Raw genomic sequence first — 24,772 nt, 5'->3', positions numbered from 1 at the left:
CGCGCTTCAGTCCTCGGTGGGCGTGGTGCGCAGCGAGTGGTAGTTCCGCCAGCTGTGCTCCGGGGCGTAGCCCAGGAGCCGTTTGGCCTTGTCGATCGAGAGCATCGTCTCGTGCTCGCCGAGTTCCTTGACCACCTTGACGTTGGGGAACACCTCGGCGGCCAACTCGCTGCTGGGGCGGCTCATCACGGTGTCCTCGTTGGCGATGATGAAGGCCTCGAAGCCCGGCTTGCCGTGCTCCAGCGCCCGAGCCACGGCCTGCGCGCCGTCGCGGCCATCAATGTAGCCCCAGAGGTTCCATTTGCGCAGCGAGGCATCGGCGTCGAACGACGGGAACTCCTCGTAGTCCTCCGGGTCCATCACGTTGGAGAACCGCAGGCCGGTAATGCTCAGCGTGGGGTCCCAGCGGGTCAGCTGGATCGCCATCTGCTCTTCGAGGTGCTTGACCAGCGAGTAGGTGCTTTCCGGCCGGGCCGGGTATTCCTCGTCCACCGGGATGTAGGGAGGGTCGACGTCGAACGGCAGTCCCAGCACCGTCTCGCTGGAGGCGTAGACAATCTTCTTGATGCCGGCCCGGCGCGCGGCCTGGAACACGTTGTAGGTGGCCTGCATGTTGTTCTCGAAGGTCGCGGCGTCGGGAGCGAGGCCCGGGGCCGGGATGGCGGCCAGGTGCACGATTGCGTCGAAGCCTTCATGCCGGTCATCCAGGCCGAGGATGACGTCGACGACCTGCCCGTAGTTGCGCAGGTCCACGCGGGTGAATCCGTGCTCCCGCTCGCCCGCCTGGTCCAGGTTGGTTACCTGGTGGCCGTCGTCGGTGAGCCTGCGGACCACGTTCCTGCCGAGCTTTCCGCTTCCTCCGGTAACTGCAATTCTCATCAAGGTCTCCTCGGTCGTCGGGGCGGCTGCCGTCCCCCCCACCCTAGATCGGACGGCGTCCCCGGTGCACGCCGCACCCGCCGGGGCGCGCCGCCGCGGTGACCTTTGGCCCTAGGCACTGCCGCGGTGACGGGGCAGGGTGGGTGCCATGAGCGGAGATCAGCGGATAGTCGTGGGCGTGGACGGCTCCGAGTTTTCAACGACGGCACTCCGGCTCGCCGGGCGCATGGCCACCAGCCTGAACGCCCCGCTGGAGGTCATCACGTGCCTGGGCACCTCGGATTTCTTCCTCGCGTCCCACCTGCCGGAAGAACGCACCGCCTCGCCAGGCGAGCTCGAGGAGACCGCCAAGCGCCTGGTGGAACAGTCGCTGGAACGGGCCTTCGGCAACTCCCGCCCGGAGCAGCTGAGCCGGCAGATCAAGTTCGGGCCGCCAGCCAAGGTGCTGATCGAGGAGAGCAAGGACGCGCAACTGCTTGTGGTGGGACGGCGCGGCCAGGGCGGCTTCCTCGCCCAGGTGATGGGGTCGGTCAGCGGCGCCTGTGCGGCCCACGCCCATTGCCCGGTGCTGGTGGTCGGCCAGGAGGCCGGCGAAGGCCAGCCGACCGAATGAACGCAGGCCGCACGGCTGCGCCCCGCTTGCCCGCCCGGTTGAAAGGGCCGCTCGCGGCGCTGGCTGCCGCGGCGGCGGCCGCAGGCTACGTGCTCGCCGTACGGCCCCGCCTGCTGCACTGGGGAGCGACCGCCCAGGAAGCGGCCGGCCCCCTGCCGGGCGATGAACTGGTACCCACCGCGCGCCTGCAAAGCACACGGGCCGTCAACATCGCCGCGCTGCCCGCCGTGGTGTGGCCGTGGCTCGTCCAGCTGGGGTCCGGCCGCGGCGGGATGTACAGCTATGACGCCCTGGAGAATGCGGTGGGGCTGGGCATGCACAGTGCGGATCGGATCCTGCCCGAATTTCAACAGCTCTCTGTCGGAGACACCATTCCGCTCGCCCCCGGCGCCGGCATCCCGGTCCGGCGGCTCGAACCGGGGGCGGTGCTGGCCCTGGGCGGCACCATGGATCCGCGCACCGGGCACATCACCGGGCACATCACAGATCACATCACCGGGCATCCCGCGGCGGAGGGACGCCGCCTGACCGGACCTCGCCTGGAACTGGGCTGGACCTTCGTGCTGCAGCCGCTCGGTGCCCGCAGCACCCGGTTGCTCTCGCGGACCCGCTATGACTACTCGCCGCTGCCGCTGGGCATCCCGCTGCGCGTCGTGCTTGAACCGCTGCAGTTCCTGATGGAGCGCCGGATGCTGCTGGGAATCCGCTCCCGCGTGGAGCGGCGCCGGCCCCGCAGCAGGCGCCGCCGGGGAGGGCCGCGGTGAAATCGGCAAGGACCAGCATTCTCGCCGGCATTGTCCTGATGACGGTCGGTGTGCTGTGGCTGCTGGATGTGCTCGGCATCGTCGAGAGCGCCGCCTATCTGGCGCCGCTGATCTTCGCCGCGGTGGGCGTGCTGTTCCTCTCGATCTTCCTCCGGGGCCGGGAGAACTGGTGGGCGGCAATCCCCGGCTCGGTGTTCCTGGGCCTGGCCGCGGTCATCACCGCCACGCAACTCACGGACGGCCGCGCGGGCGGCGCCTTCCTTTTCCTGTTCATGGCGGCCGGATTCGCCGCGGTCTATCTGCGCGAACGGGCCAACTGGTGGGCCCTGATCCCGTGCKGGGTGATGTTCACGCTGGCCATCGTCGTGGCCCTACCGCAGGAACTGCAGGGCACACCTGTGGCCGCCGTCCTGTTCCTCGGGCTGGCGGCCACCTTCGGGCTGCTTTCCCTGGTTCCGGTCCGGACCCCAGACCACACCGGCCGGATGAAGTGGCCCCTGGTCCCGGCGGCAGTCCTCGCCGTGCTTGGCGTGGCCTTCGCTCTGCAGGCGACGGCCGTGCTCATCGCCGTGGACTTCGCCCTCCCGGCCGCCATGATCCTGGCCGGGATCGCCTTGCTGGTGTACGCGTTCCGCGCCCGCCACAACGGGCAGCACAAGACCCACGGCGCCTAGGAGCTCCTTCCTCCGGCCCCGTTGACCTTTCATGGCCGGATCCACGTCCGGACGACTAGGATAATCAGCATGCTTATTAAGCACCCAGAGTTACCGTAACCAGGGAAGGCATAACCATGAGCACGTACCATCCGGAAAATGACCCGGCCAACCCCGATCCGCCAAAACCGGGTGGCGGTTCCGCGCGTCCACAGAGCGTGCCGAACGCGGCGCAGCGCGGCGATCAGGAGCCCCAGGCCGCCGACCAGGGAGCTTCGCCCAATCCCGATCCACTCAGCGGCAAGATTACCGGGCTGGAGCCGGGCGGTGGTGTCCCGCCGGGTGAAACGCCGCCGGCGGAGGGCTCGATGAGCCGCGACCAAGGCCACAGCGAGTAACGCACCCTAACGGGACTGACCGAGGCGTTCCCGCCCGGTTGTTGGCGGCCCGGGCCCCACACGGGCCGCGGTTCCGCGCGGGGGCCGGGCTTCCCCCGGCTGCGGACCGGATGAACCGGGCAGGAACGTCGCCGGCGTCGGACTAGCCGCGGCCGGCACCCACCTAGGCGTCCGCCGACAGCTGGGCCAGGGCGGCACGGAGCCGGGCGCCGGCGTCGTCCGCCACCTCACGGACCGCGGGGCTGTCGCTGAGTTGCACCATGGTCTGGGGATCGATCACGTCCACCGTCGTATCGGCGGCGCCCGGGCCGCGCCGGACCACCACATTGCACGGCAGCAGGGCGCCCATTTCCGGTTCGGCCGCCAGGGCGCGGCTTGCCAGCTGCGGGTTGCAGGCCCCGAGGATCACGTAGTCGCCCAGGGCCTGCGCGGCGTCCTCCCCAAGCTTGGCGGCAAAGGTGTCGCGCACGTTGATCTCGGAGAGGATCCCAAAGCCTTGGCCCGCGAGGGCGGCCCGGGTCTTCTCGACGGCGTCCGCCCAGCTCAGCGGCAGGACGGCGGTGTAGGTATAGCTCATGGCTCACTCCTGGCTGGTGGGGTCGGTTCGGACACGGGCAGGAGGTACTTGGCGAACCAGTCCCTGGCCAGGATGGCCGCCGCGGCCAGCGTGCCGGGCTCCTCGAACAGGTGCGTGGCGCCCTGGACCACGGCCAGCTGATTGGGGCACCGCATCATGGCTTTGGCCTTGCGGTTGAGTTCAAGCACCTCATAGTCGAAGCTGCCCACGATCAGCAGCGTCGGCGCGCGGACGGCGGAAAGCCTCGGGCCGGCCAGGTCGGGACGGCCGCCGCGGGAAACGACGGCGGCGATCCGTGCGGAGGGTTCGGAGGCGGACCACAGCGCGGCGCCCGCCCCGGTACTCGCCCCGAAATATCCGACGGCGCAGGAGGCGGTGTCCTCGCGGGTGGCGAGCCAGTCGGTGGCCGAGGACAGCCGGCGCGCCAGCAACTCGATGTCGAAGACGTTGGCGCGGTTGCGCTCCTCCCCCGGCGTGAGCAGGTCGAGCAGCAGGGTGCCCAGCCCGGCGCGCTGGAGCAGGCTGGCCACGAAGCGGTTCCGCGGGCTGTGCCGGCTGCTGCCGCTCCCGTGGGCGAACACCACCACAGCGCGGGCCGGCACGGGCAGGTGCAGATGGCCCTGCAGCCGGACACCCCGGGACGGGATCTCCACCTCTTCGTCGAATTCCACCGGGTCCTCGGAGACCGCCGTCGTCCCGGCCGGACGCGGCGAGTCCTTAAGGCGCCGGGCGGCGGCGTCGAGCAGCTGGATCACCTCGTCGTCCTCGGTGGGCGAGAAGTCGCGGTAGTGGTATCCGACGGCGGCGAAGTGCCGGGGAGTGGCCAGGCAGACCACCTCGTCGGGTTCGCTCAGGCTCGCCAGGGTGTCCGCCGGGGCGACGGGCACGGCCAGGATCACCCGGGCGGCGCCCAGTTTGCGGGCGATGCGGCAGGCGACCCGGGCAGTGGAGCCGGTGGCGATTCCGTCGTCGACGATCACCGCGATGCGGCCGGTCAGGTCCTGGCGCGCGCGCCCCTTCCGGAACCGCGCCACCCGGTTCTCCAGCACGGCCCGTTCGCGGTTCTCGACTGCCTGCAGCTCCTGCTCGCTCACCCTTGCCTGGGCCAGCACATGCTCTTCCAGCACCCTCGCGCCGCCCTCCCCGATCGCCCCCATGGCAAGTTCCGGCTGGTAGGGCAGTCCGAGCTTCCGGACCACAATCACGTCCAGCGGTGCGTCCAGGGCCGCGGCCACCTCGAAGGCGACCGGGACGCCGCCGCGGGGCAGGCCGAGGACCACAATGTCCTTGCCGCGCAGATCCGCGAGCCGCCGCCCCAGTTGCCGCCCGGCATCAACCCTGTCTTCAAAAATGCTCATTGTCTTGGCTTTCCAATCGGGCGCCGGCCGCCGGGCTCATCCGGCGCTGCGCTCCGCAGGCCGGGCATCGGACCAAGTTGGCCGTTTCATCCCACTATCCGTCAGGAGTTCCCGGGATGTGAGGGCCCTTGTACCCGGTTTCGTTTGCGCCGGACCGGCCGTCCCCGGCGGGGTGCCAGCGGGGCCCTGCGTGCGTGACGGGTGGCCCGTTCCGTGGTGCTGAAGCGTGCGGCGCGGCGCGCCACATGGTGGTCCTTGCCCCGGCGCCGGACCCTTGGCAGCACCGGAGCGGCCGGTTGCTGCGCCGCCCGGGAGAAGAACCACTGCTTGGCCAGCTCCACCAGCACCAGGTACACCACGGTCATGCCCAGCAGGGCCAGGAAGAACGGAACCGGCAGCGGATCGAAGCCCAGGACCGCCGCCAGCGGGGACAGCGGAAGGAAGACCCCCAGGGCCACCACGCCCAGCGACGCGCCGAGCAGTCCGAGCGACGGCCGGCTGCGCAGGAAGGGCACCCGGCGGGTCCGGATCGCAAAGATGATCAGCGTCTGGGTCGCGATCGACTCGATGAACCAGCCGGCCCGGAACTCCCCCGGCACCGCATCGAAGACAAAGAGCATAAGGGCGAACGTCGCGAAGTCGAACACCGAGCTGATCGGGCCAAAGAGGAACATGAAGCGCCGGATGAAGGATATGTTCCAGTGCGCCGGTGCCAGCAGCTGCTCCTTGTCCACCCGGTCCCCCGGGATGGCCAGCTGGCCGGTGTCGTAGAGCAGGTTGTTGAGCAGGATCTGCCCCGGCAGCATCGGCAGGAAGCTCAGCACCACGGAGGCCGTTGCGGCGCTGAACATGTTGCCGAAGTTGCTGGAGGTGCCCATCAGCACGTACTTGATGGTGTTGGCGAAGATCCGCCGGCCTTCCATGACGCCGTCGGCCAGCACGCCGAGGTCCTTGTCCAGCAGCACGACGTCGGCGGCGTCCTTGGCGACGTCGGTGGCGCTGTCCACGGAGACGCCGATGTCGGCCTGGTGCAGCGCGAGCGCATCGTTGACGCCGTCGCCCATGAACCCGACCGCGCCGCCGCTCTGGCGCAGCAGCCGGATAATCCGGGCCTTCTGCTCCGGCGAGACGCGGGCGAAAATGCTGGCCTCGCGGGCCGCCGCGCTCAACTCCGGGTCGGACATCGCCTCCGCCTCGGCGCCGGTAATGGTCCCGCCGGAGAGCACACCGAGTTCGTCGCAGACCCGCTCGGCCACCTTCGCGTTGTCCCCGGTGGCAATCTTGACCGTAATTCCCAGCGCCTCCAGCCGGTCCAGGGACTCCCGCGCATTCGCCTTGGGCCGGTCGAGGAAGACCAGGAAGCCGGCCAGGACCAGGTCCTTCTCGTCAGCCGGTGACATGTCCTCCATGCCGGCGGCGTCCCGGGTGGCCACGGCCACCACGCGCGAACCGGCGTCGAACTGTTCGTCCAGCAGGGCCTGCACCTTGGCGGGCGTGGCGCCGCACAGGGCCAGGACGTCCTCCGGCGAGCCCTTGGTGATGATCCGGGCGGGGCCGCCGGCCTCGCGGACCAGCACGCTGGTCCGCCGGCGCTGGTGGTCAAAGTCGATCACGTCGAGCCGCTCATAGCGCGAAGGTTCGAACGCCGCCGCCTGCGGGGACTGCCAGAGCGCGGCGTCCAGCGGGTTTTGCCCGACGACGGACCGTTTCGCCTCCGCGTAGTCCGCCTCGGTGGCCAGCAGCCCCAGGCTGAACAGCTTATCCGCGGACACGCCGGCCGCCACCGGCAGGGCCGCCGTGAAGCTGATCCTGCCCTCCGTCAGGGTTCCGGTCTTGTCCGTGACCAGGATGTCCATGTCGCCGAGGTCCTCGATGCAGACCAGCCGCTTGACCAGCACTTTGCGTTTGGCCAGCTGGCGGGTGCCGGTGGCCAGGCTCGTGCTGACGACGGCGGGCAGCAGCTGCGGGGTGATTCCCACGGCGATGGCCAGGGAGAACAGCAGCGACTCGATCACCGGCCGCTGCAGCAGCAGGTTGGCGATGAAGATGAGCGAAGTCAGTGCGATGGCCACCTGCAGCAGCAGGAAGGAGAACCGCTTGAGCCCGAGCTGGAATTCGGTCTGCGGCTGCCGGTCGCCCAGGCCGAGCGCAATCCGGCCGAACTCCGCCCGGCCGCCGGTCGCCACCACCACCCCGGTGCAGCTGCCGGACTGGATCACGGTGCCCATGAACAAGCAGGACGTCAGGTCCCCCAGGGCGACGCCGCCGGCCACCGGCGCGGGATCCTTGCCCACCGGCAGCGACTCCCCGGTCAGGATGCTTTCGTCGCAGAGCAGGTCCTTGACCGTCAGCAGGCGCAGGTCGGCCGGGATGATTGCGCCCAGGCCCAGCTGCACGACGTCGCCGGGCACCAGGGCGGTCACGTCCACCTCGCGCGCGGTGCCGTCGCGGAGCACGACGGCGGTGTGCGTGACCCGTGAATGCAGCGCCTCCGCGGCGCGCTCGGCCCGGAATTCGTTGCTGAAGCCCAGGCCCACACTGACAAGCAGGATCACGCCGATGACGATCGAGTTGGTGGCGTCCCCCAGGAAGAGCGAGAGCCCGGCGGTGACGAGCAGCAGGATCAGGATGGGGCTGCGGAATTGCCGGCCCAGCACGGACCAGCCACTTGCCTCATGCGTGCGGACCGCATTCGGCCCCAGCACGGCAAGCCGCTCCGCCGCTTCCGCTTCGCTTAGGCCACCCGCAGCTGAATCCAGCCGGGCGAGCACTGTGCCCGCCTCGGTGCCGGCGGCGTCCGCGATGGTAAGCGGCGGGGAGGCGGACTCCCTGGTTTCGAGCTGTGACATACAGAATCCGTCCGACTACCTCGAGATACCGCTAAGACTACGTCGGGAGCCGCCGGGAGTCATTTGGGTCGGGAAAGGCTCGCGGCCGGGCTGTCGGCCCCGCGGCGAATCCGCCGAAAGGATCCGGCGAATGTCCCGGCAAAACGGCTGCAAAGTCCTGTATATAATTTTTCCCGGTACGGTTTAGCAGAAGGCCGTTGGATAGTTCTTCGATCCGGCTTCGCTGCCGCTACCACCGCCCTCTTTCGCTGCTGTGGTGCGTCCCGCCTCGCCGGCTCGATTCGACCCGAGCGAAACGGCATCAAGGAATAGTGGTAAGCGAGTCAACCGCAACATCGATCAACCAGCACTTGCATCAGCTCGTGTTGAACAGCGCCGACGTGGAGGAATTCCTCGGCGAATTAGCCCGCGTCTCGGCGCGCAGCCTTTCCGAGCCCGGCGACGAAGTCCTGTGTGGAATTACGCTGCTCCGGCAACGGAAAGCCGCCACCGTGGCCAGCAGCAGTACGGCTGCGCAGGCCATGGACGAAATCCAGTACGGCTTCAGCGACGGCCCCTGCGTGACGGCCTCCCGCGAACAGGAAACGGTATACATTGCCGACCTCGACGACGACACGCGCTGGCCGCAGTGCGCCGCCATGGTCCGGGAGCACGGCATGCGCTCCATCCTCGCCGTACCGTTCCTGCTCGACGGCGAAACCCGCGCCGCGCTGAACCTGTATTCACACCGTCCCCACCGCTTTGACGAACGCGCCCAGGAGCTGGCGAGCATCTTCGTGCGACAAACGACCATGGCTCTGGGGCTGGCAGTGCGTTTCGCGCACTTCAGCGAGACGGCCGACAACCTCAAGGCGACGCTGGAGACGCGCACCGCGATCGACGTCGCGGTCGGCATCATCATGGCGCAGAACCGGTGCAGCCAGGCCGAGGCCTTCGAGCTGCTAAAGACCGCATCAAGCACCCGCAACGTCAAGCTTCACGCCGTCGCCTCCGCCATCGTGGACGGTCTGGGCCAGGGCCCGACGCGGACCCACTTCGAGGACTAGGCACCGGACCCCTCACACCGGGGCCGGTGCGCCCGCTTCTGCCAGCACGGTGCGGATGGTGTCCTCGTCGGCAAGGATCCGGAAATGGCCGCCGGTATCCAGCTGGACGTTCCGCGCTCCGGGAAGCACGCTGCCCTCCGGGATGTGCGGATCGAAGAGGCCGTAGACGGAGGTGATGCGTTCGTTGACGCTCTGCTCGCGGGACAGCTGCAAGGTGACGGCGTTGCGCGGCGACAACGCCCGCAGGCTCGGCAACAGCATGTAGCTTGCGTATCGGGAACCCAAGAACGGGGAGCACACCGCCACCATCCGGGTGATGCGCCGTGTCTGGTCCAGCGACATCATCGTGTACTTGCCGATCAGCCCGCCCTTGCTGTGCGCCACAATCATCGTGTCCCTGAGGTCCCTCTGGTGGAGGTAGTCGGCGATCAGTGCCGCCGCCTTCGGTACCGCGAGCCGGTTGCGCTGCAGCACGGTCACCACGTGCACCGGGTGCCCTGCCTCGTGCAGCTCCCGGATCAGCGGAAGCATAAAGCGCCAGTCCTCGTAGATGCCGGGGATGACGACGACGGGCCGTCCGGTGCCGCTGAGGAATTCGTCGGGACTGACGCGGGATACCGCACTGCGCAGCTGCCGGCCGACGGCGTAGGCATAGTCCCGGGCCCACCAGCCGGCGATCTGGACGAGCGTGCTCACGCGGTGAATCCTTGCGGCGCTTCGCTTTCATCAGCTGCGATGCCGGCGAAGGCAAGGATGGAGCCGGCAACCTCGACGGCACGGTTGTGCTGGACCACGTGCCCGGTTCCTGGGATCTCTTCGAACTGTCCGGTGGCCGCCCGTCCGGCAAGCCGGCGGCACCAGTCCACCGGGGCCACCGGGTCGTTCGCGCCCCGCAGCACGAGGACGGGGGCGCTCACCGCGCCGATCCGCTCCTCGAGGCGGTAGTCCATCATGATCCGCAGGTTCTTCAGGTACCAGACCGGTCCGCAGCGGAGATAGTCGGTGAAAACCAAGGCGTTGGAGGACGGGCTCTCGAAGAACAGGCAGTCCCGGCCCAGTGCCAGGGCCTGCTGCGCTACGGTCGGCCGCTTGTCATTGACCACCGGACCCATCAGCACCACATGGGGTATCCGCTGCGGCTGCTGCAGGGCGGCTTCCACCGCGAACTGGGTCCCCATCGAGTGCCCCACCACCACGAACTCCAGCACTCCCAGCTGCTCGAGCGCGCCCAGGAGGTAGGTGGCCTGCTCCGCAACGGTGAGCGTGTGCTCCGGCGTGGGCGTGGCCCCGAAGCCCGGCAAGTCGATCGAGAACGTGTCAACGGAGTCAGCCAGCAGCCCGTGCAGGCGGCGCAGGTAGCGGTGTGAGGCCCCGATCCCGTGGAGGAGTACGACGGCGGGTGCAGCCGCCTGCGTTCCGGCCGGCCGCCGGGAGGCAAAGACGTGGCCCAGATGGCCAGCGGCCTCGACCTCGATCCGCACGGGCGTGCTCATGGTGGGTCTCGTTTCTGTTCAGTGTCTAGTAAGCATACTGACAGACTCTCGCTGGCCCCGGGCGCCCCGGACCCATTTCGACGGTTCCCTGCGGGTCCGTACCGCGGAAACGTCGTGTGCGCAGGGAACCGTCGAAACGGCGAAACGGCGAAACGGAGGCTGGCGCCGCTAGCTGGGCGCCGGACCGAGGGGCTGTTCGGTGCTTTCCCGCTCCGGGGCAGCCTCCTTGAGCTCGACGAAGATTGTGTGGGTCTCGGTGTCGCCGGTGTTCTCGCCCGAGTGGGACTGCGCGGGCAGCCAGCGCGCCAGCCCTGAGGGAAGTTCGACGTCGACCTCCCGGCCGTGGGCGGAGAGCCGGCGGCGGAAGCTGCTGAGCGTGATCATCACGCTGTCGGGATGAGAATGCTCGACGGTATTTTCCCCGGGCTGGTCCGTGTACTCCAGCACGCGCACCCGTTCATTCTCGAATACCACCCGGTACAAGCCCGGGTTCGTTGCCACCGGATCCTGGTCCATGGCCAGACTCTAGTCCCGGCGGAAGTCGCGCGCCAGAGCGTACTGCGGCCGGCTGTACTAGGGCATGCCTCCACTGTAGTTTGGTGTGACCATCCGGGGGTGAAACCCACGGACCCACCATCGGAGGAACGCATGAGCAACAAGCCAGTCGAGCCCGAGGACATCGTGAATGACGGTGTGGAGGGCGCCCAGAAGCCCGTCCCGCGCGAAGGTAGCGGCATTGACACTCCCCAGACGGCGGCGGGCGCTCCGGAATCCGGCACGTCCGGAACGCACGCACCGGGCAAGAGCGACTCGCAGACGGTGCCTGGACCGGCAGAGGAAGACGACGAAAAGACAGCGGACGACCGCGGCCTCACCACCGACACCACGCCGGACTGAGCAGCCGCCGCCGGCCGGCCTAGCTGGCGGCCGGCGCGATGTTGACGAGCCAGTCCACTCCGAACTTGTCCTTGCACATGCCGAAGGTGTCTCCCCACGGGGCCTTCTCCAGCGGCATCGTCACGGTGCCGCCATCTGACAGCTTGTCCCAGTAGCCGCGCAATTCAGCCTCGTCGGTGCCGCTGAGGGACACCGAGAAGTTGTTGCCGGGGGTGTAGTCCATGCTGTTCGGGGTGTCGGCACCCATCAGCACCAGCCCCTTTTCGCCGGTCAGCATGGCGTGCATGATCTTGTCCTGCTCGGCAGGGTCCTCGCTGGCCTGGAATTCCGCGAAGGTGCTCATATTCAGCTCGCCGCCAAACACAGACTGGTAGAAGGTCATGGCCTCCCGCGCGTTGTCGCGGAAGCCAAGGTAAGGGTTAAGCGTGGTCATATCCGGGACTCCTTGGTAGCGGGTGGCGGCGGTGCGGGCGAAATCAACGCCCGCTCCGCCGCAGCGTACAGGCATATCCTGCCCGAAACCGTGCAGTCTTCATAGGGCCCGCCCGCCGCCAGGGAGCTGTCCCCGGCGGCGGCTCCCGTCGGAGGCCGCCTAGGCAGTCTGGCCGGCGTGCTCCCCTTCGGCGATTTCTTCGAGCAGCTTGTCGTTGAACGCCGGCAGATCGTCCGGGTTCCGGCTCGTCACGAGGCCCTGGTCCACCACCACCTCCTCATCCGTCCAGTTCGCGCCCGCGTTCTTCAGGTCGGTCTGAAGCGTGTGGTACGAGGTGAGGTTCCGACCGCTCACGACGCCGGCGTCGATCAGCAACCAGGGGCCGTGGCAGATCGAGGCCACCGGCTTGTGCTGTTCAAAGAAGCCGCGGGCGAAGGCTTGGGCACCTTTGTCGACGCGGAGGTGGTCGGCGTTTACGACGCCGCCGGGAATCACGAGGGCATGGAAGTCGGAGGCGTTGGCCTGGTCGACGGTCAGGTCGACGTCGAAGGTCTCACCCTTTTCCGTGCCGTCATAGCCCTGCAGCTTTCCGCTCTTGGGCGCCACCAGGGTGGGTTCGCCGCCCGCGTCCTTGACCGCGTTCCACGGGCTGGTCAGCTCGATCTGCTCGACGCCGTCCGTCAGCAGAAACGCGACCTTCTTGCCTGCGATGTTGTGTTCCGACATGTGTCCTCCTCTAGCCAGCGCGAGGGTCCAAGAGCCGTTCGGCCGTTCATGTCCCACGCGGAGAGATTGGTGCCTTACCCAGTCAACTCTAGGAAACAGGAAAATAATAAGCAAGCTGACTATGTGGTTGATTTGTTGTATTTCTATGGACTTCCCGTTGCTGCTGTGGCTATGGTGACGGAAGATGCCGAACTAATCGTCTCGACCTATGCGCCGCACCTGGGGGGTGTTGCACGTGTTGCACGAACGATCTTTCGGGCGCGCCCCGCGCCTGCTTCGACCCGTGTTGCTGGCCGGTGCAGCGACGGCGCTGTGGCTGGCACTTTCCGCAACAGCCGCCAGCGCAGAGACCGGCACGGACCTGGAAATTCCGGGGGGCCTGAACGCAGCATCTTCCTCTCCGTCTACCCCGCCGGAATCCGCGAGCAGGTCAGCGTCCCGAAGTGCCGGGGGCGACAGCTCTGGGCTGTTGTCCCCGGTTTTGGGGCAGGTCGCGGGCTCCGTTGAAAGGGTTATTGCCTCAATTCCCGCAGCGCCAGCGGTTGTTCCCGCGAGCACGGTGACCGACCTGGCTTCCCCCGCCGTCGAACTGGTGGACACCGGTGCCGCCGCCCTGGTGGGGACCATCATCCCCGTCGCGACCGAGGCGCTGCCCGCCACCGCTCCCGCGGTGGAGCCGCTGGGGGATGTGCTGACCGGCGCGCAGGCGCTCCCACTGCCTCCCGTCGCCTCTGCGCCGCCCGCCCCCGCGGGGCCGGAGGCCGCCCGACTTGACGCGACGCCTGCACGAACGGGCGGGGCCGCGACCTCGCACCCGAACGCCACCCGTGCCGACGCCGCAGCAGTCCCCACGCCGGCAGCAGTCCCCACGCCGGCAGCAGATGAGTACAGCCCCCCACAGTCAGGGACCCTCCCCGTGACGCCTGCAGTAGGCGGATCCGTCGCCCCACTTCAGCCGGGCGGCGACCTCGGCGGTGAGGAACTCCCTAGCGTTGTCCCCGGGGTGCCTGGTTCGGGGGCGGGCAGCAGCCAGTGTCCGTCCGGACCGAGTGCAGCCACCGTGACCACACCCTTCCATCTTCGACCGCCGCCCGGCGTGAGCGAGGCCACCAAACCGCTGCCCCAAGCTTCCAAACCGGCGTCTTTCGACCCCGGATCTTCTCCCGACTAGTTGGAGCCCCTCTGCCCCGCAACGGGCGGACCACGGCTCATCGGACTGCCCATTCAGTCCGCAACACCAACATCTTCAGGAGAAAACATCATGCATACGAACTTGCGCAGAGGGCTGCTTGGCACCCTCTTTGCCGGCGGCCTCCTGGCCCTCGGAACCTCCGTCGCCTGCGCGGCGGATACAACCTCCGGCGAAGACGGAACCCTGTCCGGCACGCAGGTCGCTTCACCTGTCACCGCACCGGTGACGCTCGGGGCGACGTCGATCGGGACCCTCGGCGACTCCGCCGCCACCACCGGCGGGACCACCGCACCGGCGCCGGCCAGCGCCGGCGGAAACACCACCTCCGGCGAAGACGGAACCCTGTCCGGCACCCAGGTCATCGCACCYGTCACCGCACCGGTGACGCTCGGGGCGACGTCGATCGGGATCCTCGGCGACTCCGCCGCCACCACCGRSGGGACCACCGGCGGGACCACCGCAGCGGCACCGGCCGACGCCGGCGGAAACACCACCTCCGGCGAAGACGGAACCCTGTCCGGCACCCAGGCCATCGCACCCGTCACCGCACCGGTGACGCTCGGAGCGGCGTCGATCGGGATCCTCGGCGACTCCGCCGCCACCACCGAGGGGACCACCGGAGGGACCACCGCACCGGCACCGGCCGACGCCGACGGAAACACCACCTCCGGCGAAGACGGGACCCTGTCCGGCACCCAGGTCATCGCCCCCGTCACCGCACCGGTGACGCTCGGGGCGGCCTCGATCGGGATCCTCGGCAACTCCGAGGCCTCTGCGGGAATCCCAACGGAGGCGGGAACTGAAGAAGCCGTCACGCCGCCGGGCTTGGACGCCGGAGGCGAAGCGGGAGGCAACGCGGACGGTTCCGGCGCCGCCGTCGGAATGCAGGGCACCCTCCCGACGGCGGAGTTCCCGTCGACCGGCCAGGCTGCTCATCCTGCCGGCGTGGCCGCGCGGCTCGAGGCTCCGGCCTCCGGAGCGGGCATGTTGGCTATGACGGGAACCACTGACGGGTTACACCTTGTGGCGCTGGCCCTTCTGTGCGGCGGCGGCCTGCTGCTAGCGCTGCGGCTCGTACTGCAGCGCCGGGACGGCTAGAGCCGGTTCGCATCGGAAGGCTCAGCGAGTGGGCCCCGTCGCTCGGCGGGGTCCGCTCACTGGCCGTCCTCTGGTCACGACGCACGCCCGTGATTACGCTGGCGTGTATCCACAGCTTCAGGACCGCAGGAAGTAGGACACCATGGACGAACGGGACATCCTCCAGCGCATCACCGCCCTTGTGGACGAGGAACGTGGGCTCCGGGAACAGGCCGAGTCCGCGAGCGCCGACCACGACCACGTGCCGGACCGGCTTCGGCTCAGGCAGCTCGAGGAGGACCTCGACCAGTGCTGGGACCTGCTGCGGCAACGGCGGGCGAAGAGGCAATACGGCGAGAATCCCGACGATGCGGAGGCCCGCCCGGTCACGCAGGTGGAGGGCTACAACGGCTAGTCCCCACAGCCCCGGTCCCCGGCGGCATCGCCTCTTCTAATTCCGGTTACCCGGCGGAGGTCTTAACAGCCCCTGCCGCCGGTGCTCCGACTACTTGAGCAGGTCGACGTCGGACACCATGTCGATGTGGGCCAACATGGCTTCGGCGGCGCCTGCGGCATCCTGCGCCCGGATGGCATCCGCAATCTTCCGGTGTGAGGCAATGGACTGCTCGGGGCGCCCCGGTTGTCCGAGGGATTCGATCCGGGTCTCCAGGATCATTTCAGCGATAAAGGCCATCAGCTGGCCCAGGACCGCGGAGTGGGCGGCGGCCGTGACGGCCTGATGGAAGAGTTCATCCCCGCGCGCACCCTTTGAGCCTGCGGCCACCTCCTCGGCCATGACGTCAATCGCCGCGTCAATCGCCTGCATGTCCTGGTCCGTCCGCCGCGCGGCCGCTAGTTCGGCGAGCTTGACCTCCAACGTGCTGCGGGCCTCGACGATCTCGGGAAGCCTGCTGCGGTGTTCGCGCAGGCCCTTGATCACCGCGGGGACGTTGGGGCGGTACACCAGGACGGCTCCGGTGCCGTGCTGGACGTCAATCACGCCAAGCACCTCCAGCGCCACGAGCGCCTGGGCCAGCGTGGCGCGGGAGACCCCGAGCCGTTCGGCCAGGTCCCGCTCGGCCGGCAGGAGGTCGCCGGGGCCCAGCTGGGCCGACTCGATGAAGTCCAGGAGCTGCGCCACGAGCTGCTCGTACAGACGCGGCCTGGACACACGGGAAATCTCCGGGACCTCAGACTTCTTTGCCATCTCCAACATCCTCCCGACGTAGCGACTCCCCCATCCTATCCCTGAGGCGTATTGACAAACTCACCTAGTGTCTAAGAGGCTAGGCCAGTAGTCCTGTAATCCACATCACACTAGTCCCCGGAGGAACAAAGATGTCCGCTCCCGTGCTTTCCATCATCGTCTTGGCGGTGATGTTCCTGCTGGCCACGGTGCTGCCCCTCAACATGGGTGCGCTGGCCTTTGTCGGCGCCTTCCTGCTTGGCTCGGTTTTCCTTGGCATGTCCACCAACGAGATTCTGGCCAATTTCCCCGGCGGGCTGTTCCTGACGATCGTCGGGGTGACCTACCTCTTCGCCATCGCACAGAACAACGGCACCATTGACCTTCTGGTCCGGGGCGCCGTGCGGATGGTGGGCAGCAAGGTCGCCCTCATTCCGTGGGTCATGTTCGCCATCACCGCGCTAATCACCGCCGTCGGCGCCCTGTCCCCGGCCGCCGTCGCCATCATCGCGCCGATCGCCCTGAGCTTTGCCGCGAAGCACAAGATCAACCCGCTGATGATGGGCATGATGGTGATCCACGGCGCCCAGGCAGGCGGGTTCTCGCCGATCGCCGTCTACGGCGTCACGGTCAACGGCATCATCGCCAAGACGGACCTTGCGGCGAGCCCGATGGCTATCTTCCTGGCGAGCTTCTTCTTCAACCTCGTCATCGCGCTCGTGCTGTTCATTGTCCTTGGCGGTAACAAGCTGCTCTCCTCCAAGACCGGCCGGCTCATCGAGCAGGCTGCCGAGACCCGCATGAAAGTCAGCGTCGGCGCCCGCACGGCCGGCGTCACCCTGCAGGGCTCAGGTTCGGACATCTCCCCCGCCAGCGTGTCCGCCAAGGGCAGCAGCGCGGGTTCGTCTGCCGACAGTACCGCCGCCACCTCCGCCGGCGCCCGGGCGACCGTTCCGCAGCTGGTCACCGTCCTCGGCCTGATCGCGCTGGCCGTGATCTCACTCGGGTTCAAGGTCGACGTCGGATTCGTCTCCATCACGATCGCCATCATCCTGGCCCTGGTCTCACCCGAGGCCCAGAAGGGGGCAGTGAACAAGATCAGCTGGTCCACCGTCCTGCTCATCTGCGGCATGTTGACCTTCGTCGGCGTGCTCGAAGAGGCCGGCACCATCAAGTTCGTCTCCAACAGCGTCGCCGACCTCGGCATGCCGCTGCTCGCGGCCCTGCTGATCTGCTACATCGGCGGCATCGTCTCCGCCTTCGCCTCCTCCACCGCCATCCTGGCCGCGCTCATCCCGCTGGCAGTCCCGTTCCTGGCCAGCGGCGAAATCGGCGCCATCGGCGTGATCGCCGCGCTGGCCGTCTCCTCCACGATCGTGGACGTCTCGCCGTTCTCCACCAACGGCGCCCTGGTGCTGGCCAACGCTCCGGAGGACGTGGACAAGGACAAGTTCTACAAGCAGATCCTCGCCTACAGCGGCATCGTCGTCGTCGCGGGGCCGGCCATCGCCTGGCTTGTCATGGTTGTCCCCGGCTGGATGTAGCTGCCCCCGGCCGATGCCGGCGCACGCACTGCACACCCTGGAACTGAAAAGAAAAGGATCGATTATGAGCAAGGAATCCGACCTCCCCAACGCTGGCCCGCTGGCCGGCTACCTCGTGGTGGACCTCAGCCGTGCCCTTGCCGGCCCGCACGCCGGGATGATGCTGGCGGATCTCGGCGCTCGGGTAATCAAGGTTGAAAACCCCGGCACCGGGGACGACACCCGCGGCTGGGGACCGCCCTTCGTAGGCCCCGAGGACGACCCGCAGGCCACGTACTTCCTGTCCTGCAACCGCAACAAGGAGTCCATCGCCCTGGATTTGAAGAGCGACGACGGGCGCCAGATCCTGCGGGAACTGCTCACGAAGGCCGACGTCGTGGTGGAGAACTTCCGCCCCGGCGTCCTGGACCGGCTCGGATTCTCGACGTCGGAAATGCATGCGTTGAACCCGGCACTCGTGATCCTGTCGATCACCGGCTTTGGGCATGACGGGCCGGAGGCCGCCCGCAGCGGCTACGACCAGATCCTGCAGGGTGAGGCCGGGCTGATGTCCCTCACCGGTTCCGGGCCTGACGATCCGCAGCGGGTGGGGGTGCCGATCGCCGACCTGCTCTCCGGGATGTACGGGGCCTTCGGCACCCTCGCCGCACTGCTGCAGCGCGAAAGGACGGGCAAGGGGCAGATCGTCCGGACCTCCCTGCTTTCGGCCCTGATCGGGGTGCATGCGTTCCAGGGCACGCGGCAGACCGTCGCCGGAGACTTGCCGCAGGCACAGGGTAACCACCACCCATCCATCGCCCCCTACGGGCTGTTCCATTGCCGCCAGGGCAAGGTGCAAATCAGTGTGGGCAGCGAGAAGCTGTGGAAGAGCTTCGCCGGCGCGTTCGGGATCGACACCACCCGGCCGGAGTTCGCCACCAACGCTGACCGGGTGCGCAACCGCGAAAAGGTCATTGAGGCGGTCGAGGACGCCTTTGCCGACTATGAAGCCGAGCCCCTGCTGGCCAGGCTGAACGAGGTGGGCATCCCGGCCGGAAAGGTGCGGACCCTGGACGAGGTCTACCAGTGGGAGCAGGTCCACTCGCAGGGCCTGGTGATCGACGTCGACCACCAGGTCCTGGGAAAAATCAGCCTGCCCGGCCCCCCGCTGCGGTTCTTCGACCCGGGCGACGCACGGGAGACCACCCTGACCTCGCACAGCGCCCCACCCCTGCTGGACCAGGACGGAGGCAACATCCGCCGCTGGCTGGACAGCGCCACGGGCGTCCCGACGGCGGCCGGCGCCCAGGGCCGGGGCGGGCACTGACATGCTGGCAGAGCAGAAGGTCCGGCACCTCGATGCCACTGCGCTGATAGCCACGGTGCTGGACCCGGGCTCCTACCGCAGCTGGGACAAACCGGTGACTGACCCGGATCCAAGCCCCGCCTACCGGGCGGAGCTGGCGGCGGCCCGTGAGAAATCCGGCGTGGACGAATCAGTCCTCACCGGTGAAGGGTTGATCCGGGGCCGCCGGGTCGCCGTGATCGTCAGCGAATTCCGTTTCCTCGCGGGTTCGATCGGGGCCGCCGCGGCCGAACGAATCGTCCTGGCTGTCGAAAGGGCCACCGCGGAAGGCCTGCCTCTGCTGGCGGGACCTGCGTCCGGCGGCACGCGGATGCAGGAGGGGACGCTGGCGTTCCTGTCGATGATCAAGATCACCGCCGCCGTCCGCGCACACCGGCAGGCAGGCTTTCCCTACCTCGTGTATCTGCGCCACCCCACCACCGGCGGCGTGATGGCTTCCTGGGGTTCGCTCGGCCACATCACCGTGGCGGAGCCGGCCGCGCTTCTGGGGTTTCTTGGCCCGCGGGTCTACGAGGCGCTGCACGGCAAGCCCTTCCCGGAAAACGTCCAGGTGGCGGAGAACCTCTTCGACAAAGGACTCGTCGACGCGGTGGTTCCGCCGGGGCAACTGCCCGATATCGTCAACCGTGCGCTGGATATCCTCAGCCCCGGCTCCCCGGCGCCGGTGGGTCCGCCGCCGACTCTCAGCGTGGCCCCCTCGGACGCCGGGGCCTGGACCTCGATTGAGATTTCGCGGAATCCCCGCCGGCCCGACCTCCGCCAGCTCCTGGCCCACGGGGCACGGGACGTCCTGCCGCTCAACGGCACCGGCCAGGGCGAGAAGGACCCCGGGCTGCTGCTGGCCTTGGCCCGTTTTGGCGAGAGGTCCTGCGTCGTACTCGGCCACTCGCGGCCGAGGCCGTCGCAGCAGACGGCCATGGGACCGGCTTCCCTCCGTGAGGCGCGGCGCGGCATGCGGCTGGCGGAGGAGCTGGGCCTGCCCCTGCTGACGGTCATCGACACCGGCGGCGCGGCGCTGTCCAAAGAGGCCGAAGAAGGCGGCTTGGCCGGCGAAATTGCCCGGTCCCTCCACGACCTCATCGGCTTGCAGTCGCCCTCCGTCTCGGTGCTGCTGGGGCAGGGCGCCGGAGGCGGTGCGTTGGCGCTGCTGCCGGCCGACCGGACCGTGGCAGCCCAGCATGCCTGGCTGTCCCCGCTGCCGCCCGAGGGAGCAAGCGCCATCGTGCACCGCAGCACCGAGTTTGCGCCGGCGATGTCCGCATCCCAGGGCGTCAACGTCGCGGCCCTGCACGCCAACGGACTAATAGACCACATCGTTGACGAACGCCCCGACGCCGCGTTGGAGGCCCGGGCGTTCTGCCGGCGGATGGGACAGGCAATTGAATACGAGCTCTCCCTGGTCTCGGCCTCCGGGATCGGCGAACTCATTCCGCGCCGGCTCGAAAAGTACGCGAATCTGGGCCGCAGCCTCCGCGCCTAGGGCATCGCGAGGGGACGACGGGGGAATGTTCCGCCGTCGTCCTTTCGCTTGCCCGGCCGGCGGTCCATGCTGGTGCCATGCAGATCGCGTTCCTGGGCGACGTCATGCTCGGCCGGCTGGTCAACGACTACCTGAAGACCGCCGGTCCCGCCTATCCCTGGGGTGACACGCTGCCGGTCCTGCGGCGGGCGGACGTGAGGATCGCCAACCTGGAATGCGTGCTGGCCGACGGCGGCAGACCCGAGCCCGGCAAGGTCTTCACCTTCCGCAGCGACCTGAAGAACGTGCGCAGCCTGGTCTCCGCGCAGATCGACCTGGTGTCGCTCGCCAACAACCACGTCCTCGATTACGGTCCGGACGCCCTGCGGGAAATGCTGCCTGCACTGGACCGGCACGGGATCCTGCATGCGGGCGCTGGCACGGACCCGGCCTCGGCCCGGCGCCCGGCCGTCCGCAGGGTCGGCGGCACCGCCGTCGGGTTCGTGGCGTTTACGGACAACCAGCCGGACTGGGAGGCAGCGCCCGGGTCCCCAGGCGTGTACTACGTCCCTGTTGCAGACCGCGGGGAGCGGGTCGGGCAGCTGCTCGAGTTGGTGGAGCGGACCAAGTCGCGTGTCCAGCTGCTCGTCGTTTCGGCGCATTGGGGCGGCAACTGGGGCTCCGGCGCCCCGCCCGAGCATCGCGCACTGGCGCGGCAGCTGGTCGACGCGGGCGCCGACGTCGTGTTCGGGCATTCGCCGCATATCTTCCGCGGCGTCGAGGTGTACCGGAACCGGCCGATCATCTACGGCGCCGGGGACTTCGTCGATGACTATGCGGTGGACCCCGAGGAGCGCAACGACTTTTCCTTCATCTTCCTGCTGGAGGCCGACGGCGGGGCGCCGCGGCAGCTGCGCTTGTTTCCCACCCTCATCGCCGACTTCCAGGCCCGGTTGGCAGTCCGAGACGCCCGGGATGTCGCGGACCGGATGTCCCGGCTGTGCGGGGAGCTGGGCACCGGAAGCAGCTGGAATGCCGGCGAAAGGTGCCTGGAAATCCCTCTGGCGTAGCCGCCGCTGCCGCCGGCCGCCGGACGCGGAGTCCGATAGCCCCTGATTAATCCACGCTGCAGGGCCTACCATATGGACGGGGGGCACTCGAAAAGCACCATGCTTACTGGGAGGCCACGATGTTTACCACTATCCGCAATCTTTTCCCGCACGTGCAAAAAACATTCGTGGATCCCGGCTGGCGCCGTCCCCGGCCCGGCGCTGCTGCTCCCCCGCCGGACGGCACACGGCCGCGGCGCTTCGTGGGCGGCCTGGCAGCCCTCCTGCTGGTAACGGGCGGGGGCCTGGCGGCCGCTGCGCCTTCTGCCGCCGCCGAACCGGCACAAAGCTACATTGTCGTGCTCAAGGACGGCACCGGCGATGCCGGGGCCTTGGCCGCGGCCCAGCAGGCCAAGTTCGGTTTCAGTGGCTCCAACGTGTACCGGAGCGCTGTGAGCGGCTACGCCGGCACCATGACGGCCAGCCAGGCCAAGAACCTCGCCGCCGATCCCAGCGTCGATTTCGTCACGCTCGGCCGGCACTTCGAGGAGCCCGAAGAGCCCACCACACCCAACACCGAGATCGCTCCGTTGTGGTGGCAACGGATCGGCGGCGATCCGGAAGCGGCCAAGGACGCCGTACGTGCCGGCACTGGCAATGAAAATGGCTCCGCAGTCAATGTGGCGGTCATCGACAGCGGCATCGACGGCAAGCACCCCGACCTGAACGTCCAGGGAGGGATCGACTGCACCTCCGGGAAACCGGTCGAAGTGACGCCCATTGACGTGCTTGGCCACGGCACGTCGGTGGCCGGTGTCATCGGTGCCCGCAACAACGGCTCCGGCATCATCGGCGTGGCACCGGGCACCCCGCTCTGGTCCGTACGGGTCGTCTCCAACACCGGTTCCATCACCGAGGAGAGCCTGATCTGCGCCATTGACTGGGTGACCTCAACCCACAAGGACGACAACGAGGACAACGACATCGCCGTCGCCAATATCAGCATCGGCGGCCCGGGCTCCGACACCGCCAACTGCGGCAAGGGCACCGACCCGATGCACTACGCGATCTGCCGCTCGGTCAGGGCCGGCGTGGCGTACGCCGTCGCAGCCGGAAACTCGGCCGCGGACCTCGCCGGGACGGTCCCCGCGGCCTACCACGAGGTGCTGACCGCGACCGCCATGGCGGACTTCGACGGAAAGCCCGACGGACTAGCTGCCAGTCTGTGCGGCCGTGATGACTGGCGGCGCCTCGGACAGTTGGACGACCGGCCGGCGTTCTTCTCGAACTTCGCCGTCAACGCCAGGGACAAGGAGCACACGGTCGCCGCGCCGGGTGTGTGCATCCTGTCCACCGTGCCCGGTGGCTACGGCGTGAACCATGGCACCAGCTTCGCCAGTCCGGCAGTGGCAGGCGCAGTGGCCCTGTGCATCGACCAGGGAGCCTGCCAGGGATCGGGCGCGGAGCTCACCCAGCAGTTCCTGGACACCGCCGAGTCGTACAACAGCCGGCACCCGGACTTCGGGTTCATTGGAGATCCGCTCCGGCCGGCCGGTGCGAAGTACTACGGCTATCTGACTCAAATCACCCGGCTCTAAGGCGCCCGCCGCAGCCACGCTGCCCGTTTCGACGGTTCCCTGCCGAATCGACGTTTGGATACGTCGAGGGTGCACGGAACCGTCGAAACGGCGGAGCGGGAGCCGACGGCGGGTCAGGCCACCGGAGCGCCTGCGAGCCGGCCGGCCGGCGGCTCCGCCGCGACGCCGGCGTCGTTCGGATAGATCATCTCTGCGGGCGCGTTGGAGTTGCGCTTGGCCAGGGGGTAGAACACCAGGGCGGTGACCACAAGGCCCACCAGCCACGAGATGTCGGATCCACCCAGCACCTTGGTCATCGGGCCCGTGTAGAGCGTCTGCGCCAGGAACGGAATCTGGGCGACGATGCCGATCGCGTAGGAGATCAGCGCCGTTTTGTTCCACCGTCCGTAGCGGCCGTTCGGGTCGTACAGGGCCGGGATGTCGACCTTTTCCTTGGAGATCAGGTAGTAATCCACGAGGTTGATGGAGCTCCAGGGGATGAAGACCATAAGCAGCAGCAGCACGAAGTTCTTAAAGTTGGCGAGGAAGTCCGGGGAGGCCAGCATGGCGATCAGCACGGTGAGTCCGATGAAGCCGATCACGTAAGCGAACCGGGTCCGCGACCGGGCGGCGGTCTTGCGGGTGAAGGCCGTGACGGACGTCAGCATGGTCATGTAGCCGCCGTAGGCGTTCAGGGTGTTGACTGTCAGCTTCCCGGTCACAATGACCAAGTAGATGACGACGGCGATCAGGCCGCCGCCGCTGAGGTTGCCCAGGAAGGCAACCTGGCCGTCCAGGAACCGCTGGCCCTTGGGCAGCGCCAGCGACGCGAACAGCGCGCCGAGCGTCATGGACCACTGGGAGCCCAGCACGGTGCCGAGGAAGGCGGCCAGGAAGGTCTTCCGTGCCGGGGTTTTCGAGGGCAGGTAGCGCGAGTAGTCCGCGACGTAGGGACCGTAGGTCAGCTGCCAGCCGGCGCCCAGCGAGATGGCGAGCAGAAAAGTGGGGAACTCGAAGGTGCCGGAGGCGAGAAGGGCCCCGACGTCCTGGCTCGCGAAGAGCCGGATGCCAAGGTAGGTGAAACCCAGTACGCCGATGACGGTCGAGATGCGGCCCAGCACGTGGATGTACTTGTAGCCCAGCGTGGCCACAAGCACCGTTAGCGCGCCGAAGATCACCATGCCCACGGCGGGGGTTCCGGTGCGGGTGATTTGATCAATGGCCTGGCCTGCGAGGACGGTACCGGTCGCCGCGAAGCCGAGGTACATGATGATGACGAGCACCAGCGGAATCACCGCCCCGAAGACGCCGAACTGAGCCCGGCTGGAGATCATCTGCGGCAGGCCGAGCTTCGGTCCCTGGGCCGCGTGCAGAGCCATCACCGCGCCGCCGAGCAGATTGCCGATCAGAAGCCCCAGAATTGCCCAGAGCGCATCGGCGCCGAACAGCACGGCAAGGGCGCCGTCGACGATCGCCGTAATCTGCATGTTCGCCCCGAACCACAGCGTGAACTGCTGCCCGGGAGATCCGTGGCGTTCATTTTCCGGAACGAAGTCGATGGAGCGGCGCTCGACGCGCCGCCCGGCGGTTTCCGTTCGTGTCGAAGCTTGCATGCTCGTCCTCACTAGAGATCTGGGTGGGTTTGTCCGTCCATCTG

General features: G+C 68.2%; 25 protein-coding genes. 14 read left to right on the top strand and 11 right to left on the bottom strand.

All coding sequences use genetic code 11. From position 1 onward, the window contains the following. Positions 1 to 6 precede the first annotated feature (6 nt). Positions 7 to 879, bottom strand: a complete 873-nt coding sequence (locus AC1DGE_RS04375; RefSeq protein ID WP_441416764.1) for an NAD-dependent epimerase/dehydratase family protein — start codon at positions 877 to 879, stop codon at positions 7 to 9. 148 nt (positions 880 to 1,027) lie between these two features. On the opposite strand from AC1DGE_RS04375, the gene AC1DGE_RS04370 reads away from it, so the two are divergent. From AC1DGE_RS04370 to AC1DGE_RS04355, 4 genes are all read left to right on the top strand, one after another. Then, positions 1,028 to 1,492 (top strand): universal stress protein, encoded by a 465-nt coding sequence (locus AC1DGE_RS04370; protein ID WP_441416763.1) that lies wholly within the window; start codon positions 1,028 to 1,030, stop codon positions 1,490 to 1,492. Next, positions 1,489 to 2,256 (top strand): SRPBCC family protein, encoded by a 768-nt coding sequence (locus tag AC1DGE_RS04365; RefSeq protein ID WP_441416762.1) that lies wholly within the window; start codon positions 1,489 to 1,491, stop codon positions 2,254 to 2,256. Before AC1DGE_RS04370 ends, AC1DGE_RS04365 begins: the two co-directional genes overlap by 4 nt. Further along, the gene (locus AC1DGE_RS04360) at positions 2,253 to 2,930 is read left to right on the top strand and encodes a hypothetical protein (protein ID WP_476916978.1); all 678 of its coding nucleotides are present in this window, start codon (positions 2,253 to 2,255) and stop codon (positions 2,928 to 2,930) included. The genes AC1DGE_RS04365 and AC1DGE_RS04360 overlap by 4 nt, the downstream gene beginning before the upstream one ends. Before the next feature lie 116 nt (positions 2,931 to 3,046). Continuing rightward, positions 3,047 to 3,307 carry a DUF6480 family protein gene (locus AC1DGE_RS04355; RefSeq protein WP_441416760.1) on the top strand — a complete coding sequence of 87 codons (261 nt, stop codon included), beginning with the start codon at positions 3,047 to 3,049 and terminating at the stop codon, positions 3,305 to 3,307. 163 nt (positions 3,308 to 3,470) lie between these two features. Here the strand turns inward: AC1DGE_RS04355 and AC1DGE_RS04350 are convergent, their stop codons facing one another. From AC1DGE_RS04350 to mgtA, 3 genes are all read right to left on the bottom strand, one after another. Continuing rightward, positions 3,471 to 3,884, bottom strand: a complete 414-nt coding sequence (locus AC1DGE_RS04350; RefSeq protein WP_441416759.1) for a DUF302 domain-containing protein — start codon at positions 3,882 to 3,884, stop codon at positions 3,471 to 3,473. Then, positions 3,881 to 5,242 (bottom strand): phosphoribosyltransferase family protein, encoded by a 1,362-nt coding sequence (locus AC1DGE_RS04345; protein ID WP_441416758.1) that lies wholly within the window; start codon positions 5,240 to 5,242, stop codon positions 3,881 to 3,883. The genes AC1DGE_RS04350 and AC1DGE_RS04345 overlap by 4 nt, the downstream gene beginning before the upstream one ends. 101 nt (positions 5,243 to 5,343) lie before the next feature. Beyond that, on the bottom strand, positions 5,344 to 8,091 hold the full coding sequence (gene mgtA, locus AC1DGE_RS04340; RefSeq protein ID WP_476891982.1) for a magnesium-translocating P-type ATPase: 2,748 nt from the start codon (positions 8,089 to 8,091) through the stop codon (positions 5,344 to 5,346). Positions 8,092 to 8,402: 311 nt separating this feature from the next. Here mgtA and AC1DGE_RS04335 point away from each other — a divergent pair, with 311 nt between their 5' ends. Beyond that, positions 8,403 to 9,137, top strand: a complete 735-nt coding sequence (locus AC1DGE_RS04335; RefSeq protein ID WP_441416756.1) for a GAF and ANTAR domain-containing protein — start codon at positions 8,403 to 8,405, stop codon at positions 9,135 to 9,137. A 12-nt stretch (positions 9,138 to 9,149) separates the two neighbouring features. Here AC1DGE_RS04335 and AC1DGE_RS04330 read toward each other — a convergent pair whose 3' ends face one another. From AC1DGE_RS04330 to AC1DGE_RS04320, 3 genes are all read right to left on the bottom strand, one after another. Beyond that, positions 9,150 to 9,833 carry an esterase/lipase family protein gene (locus AC1DGE_RS04330; RefSeq protein WP_441416755.1) on the bottom strand — a complete coding sequence of 228 codons (684 nt, stop codon included), beginning with the start codon at positions 9,831 to 9,833 and terminating at the stop codon, positions 9,150 to 9,152. Next, positions 9,830 to 10,630 carry an alpha/beta fold hydrolase gene (locus AC1DGE_RS04325; RefSeq protein WP_441416754.1) on the bottom strand — a complete coding sequence of 267 codons (801 nt, stop codon included), beginning with the start codon at positions 10,628 to 10,630 and terminating at the stop codon, positions 9,830 to 9,832. The genes AC1DGE_RS04330 and AC1DGE_RS04325 overlap by 4 nt, the downstream gene beginning before the upstream one ends. Positions 10,631 to 10,798: 168 nt before the next feature. Further along, positions 10,799 to 11,146 (bottom strand): cupin domain-containing protein, encoded by a 348-nt coding sequence (locus AC1DGE_RS04320; protein WP_441416753.1) that lies wholly within the window; start codon positions 11,144 to 11,146, stop codon positions 10,799 to 10,801. Positions 11,147 to 11,278: 132 nt separating this feature from the next. Here AC1DGE_RS04320 and AC1DGE_RS04315 point away from each other — a divergent pair, with 132 nt between their 5' ends. Next, positions 11,279 to 11,527 (top strand): hypothetical protein, encoded by a 249-nt coding sequence (locus AC1DGE_RS04315; protein WP_441416752.1) that lies wholly within the window; start codon positions 11,279 to 11,281, stop codon positions 11,525 to 11,527. A 19-nt stretch (positions 11,528 to 11,546) separates the two neighbouring features. Here the strand turns inward: AC1DGE_RS04315 and AC1DGE_RS04310 are convergent, their stop codons facing one another. Next, positions 11,547 to 11,960: a VOC family protein gene (locus AC1DGE_RS04310; protein WP_441416751.1), complete on the bottom strand. Its 414-nt coding sequence runs from the start codon at positions 11,958 to 11,960 to the stop codon at positions 11,547 to 11,549. 159 nt (positions 11,961 to 12,119) lie between these two features. Further along, the gene (locus AC1DGE_RS04305) at positions 12,120 to 12,686 is read right to left on the bottom strand and encodes a type 1 glutamine amidotransferase domain-containing protein (protein ID WP_175323873.1); all 567 of its coding nucleotides are present in this window, start codon (positions 12,684 to 12,686) and stop codon (positions 12,120 to 12,122) included. A gap of 559 nt (positions 12,687 to 13,245) precedes the next feature. Between AC1DGE_RS04305 and AC1DGE_RS04300 the strand changes: the two genes are divergently transcribed. From AC1DGE_RS04300 to AC1DGE_RS04290, 3 genes are all read left to right on the top strand, one after another. Then, positions 13,246 to 13,857 carry a hypothetical protein gene (locus AC1DGE_RS04300; RefSeq protein ID WP_476891981.1) on the top strand — a complete coding sequence of 204 codons (612 nt, stop codon included), beginning with the start codon at positions 13,246 to 13,248 and terminating at the stop codon, positions 13,855 to 13,857. A gap of 90 nt (positions 13,858 to 13,947) precedes the next feature. Then, positions 13,948 to 14,976, top strand: coding sequence for a hypothetical protein (locus tag AC1DGE_RS04295; protein ID WP_476916977.1), 1,029 nt, complete (start codon positions 13,948 to 13,950; stop codon positions 14,974 to 14,976). 142 nt (positions 14,977 to 15,118) lie between these two features. Further along, complete coding sequence (locus tag AC1DGE_RS04290) at positions 15,119 to 15,370, top strand: DUF2630 family protein (RefSeq protein WP_441416748.1); 252 nt, start codon at positions 15,119 to 15,121, stop codon at positions 15,368 to 15,370. 90 nt (positions 15,371 to 15,460) lie between these two features. Here the strand turns inward: AC1DGE_RS04290 and AC1DGE_RS04285 are convergent, their stop codons facing one another. Beyond that, the gene (locus tag AC1DGE_RS04285; protein WP_441416747.1) at positions 15,461 to 16,162 is read right to left on the bottom strand and encodes a FadR/GntR family transcriptional regulator; all 702 of its coding nucleotides are present in this window, start codon (positions 16,160 to 16,162) and stop codon (positions 15,461 to 15,463) included. A 131-nt stretch (positions 16,163 to 16,293) separates the two neighbouring features. On the opposite strand from AC1DGE_RS04285, the gene AC1DGE_RS04280 reads away from it, so the two are divergent. From AC1DGE_RS04280 to AC1DGE_RS04260, 5 genes are all read left to right on the top strand, one after another. Further along, complete coding sequence (locus AC1DGE_RS04280; RefSeq protein ID WP_441416746.1) at positions 16,294 to 17,685, top strand: SLC13 family permease; 1,392 nt, start codon at positions 16,294 to 16,296, stop codon at positions 17,683 to 17,685. Positions 17,686 to 17,749: 64 nt separating this feature from the next. After that, entirely contained in the window at positions 17,750 to 18,991 is a 1,242-nt protein-coding gene (locus AC1DGE_RS04275) for a CaiB/BaiF CoA transferase family protein (protein ID WP_441416745.1), read from the top strand. 1 nt (position 18,992) lies between these two features. After that, positions 18,993 to 20,510 (top strand): carboxyl transferase domain-containing protein, encoded by a 1,518-nt coding sequence (locus tag AC1DGE_RS04270; protein WP_441416744.1) that lies wholly within the window; start codon positions 18,993 to 18,995, stop codon positions 20,508 to 20,510. 77 nt (positions 20,511 to 20,587) lie between these two features. Next, positions 20,588 to 21,559 carry a CapA family protein gene (locus AC1DGE_RS04265; RefSeq protein WP_441416743.1) on the top strand — a complete coding sequence of 324 codons (972 nt, stop codon included), beginning with the start codon at positions 20,588 to 20,590 and terminating at the stop codon, positions 21,557 to 21,559. Positions 21,560 to 21,678: 119 nt separating this feature from the next. Further along, the gene (locus AC1DGE_RS04260; protein WP_441416742.1) at positions 21,679 to 23,136 is read left to right on the top strand and encodes a S8 family peptidase; all 1,458 of its coding nucleotides are present in this window, start codon (positions 21,679 to 21,681) and stop codon (positions 23,134 to 23,136) included. A 113-nt stretch (positions 23,137 to 23,249) separates the two neighbouring features. Here the strand turns inward: AC1DGE_RS04260 and AC1DGE_RS04255 are convergent, their stop codons facing one another. Beyond that, positions 23,250 to 24,728 (bottom strand): purine-cytosine permease family protein, encoded by a 1,479-nt coding sequence (locus AC1DGE_RS04255; protein ID WP_441416741.1) that lies wholly within the window; start codon positions 24,726 to 24,728, stop codon positions 23,250 to 23,252. Between the last annotated feature and the right edge of the window lie 44 nt (positions 24,729 to 24,772).

It is taken from the genome of Arthrobacter sp. 05N425 (assembly GCF_056397125.1).
The sequence above is the reverse complement of the archived record's forward strand: the minus strand, read 5'-3'. Positions and strand labels throughout refer to the sequence as shown.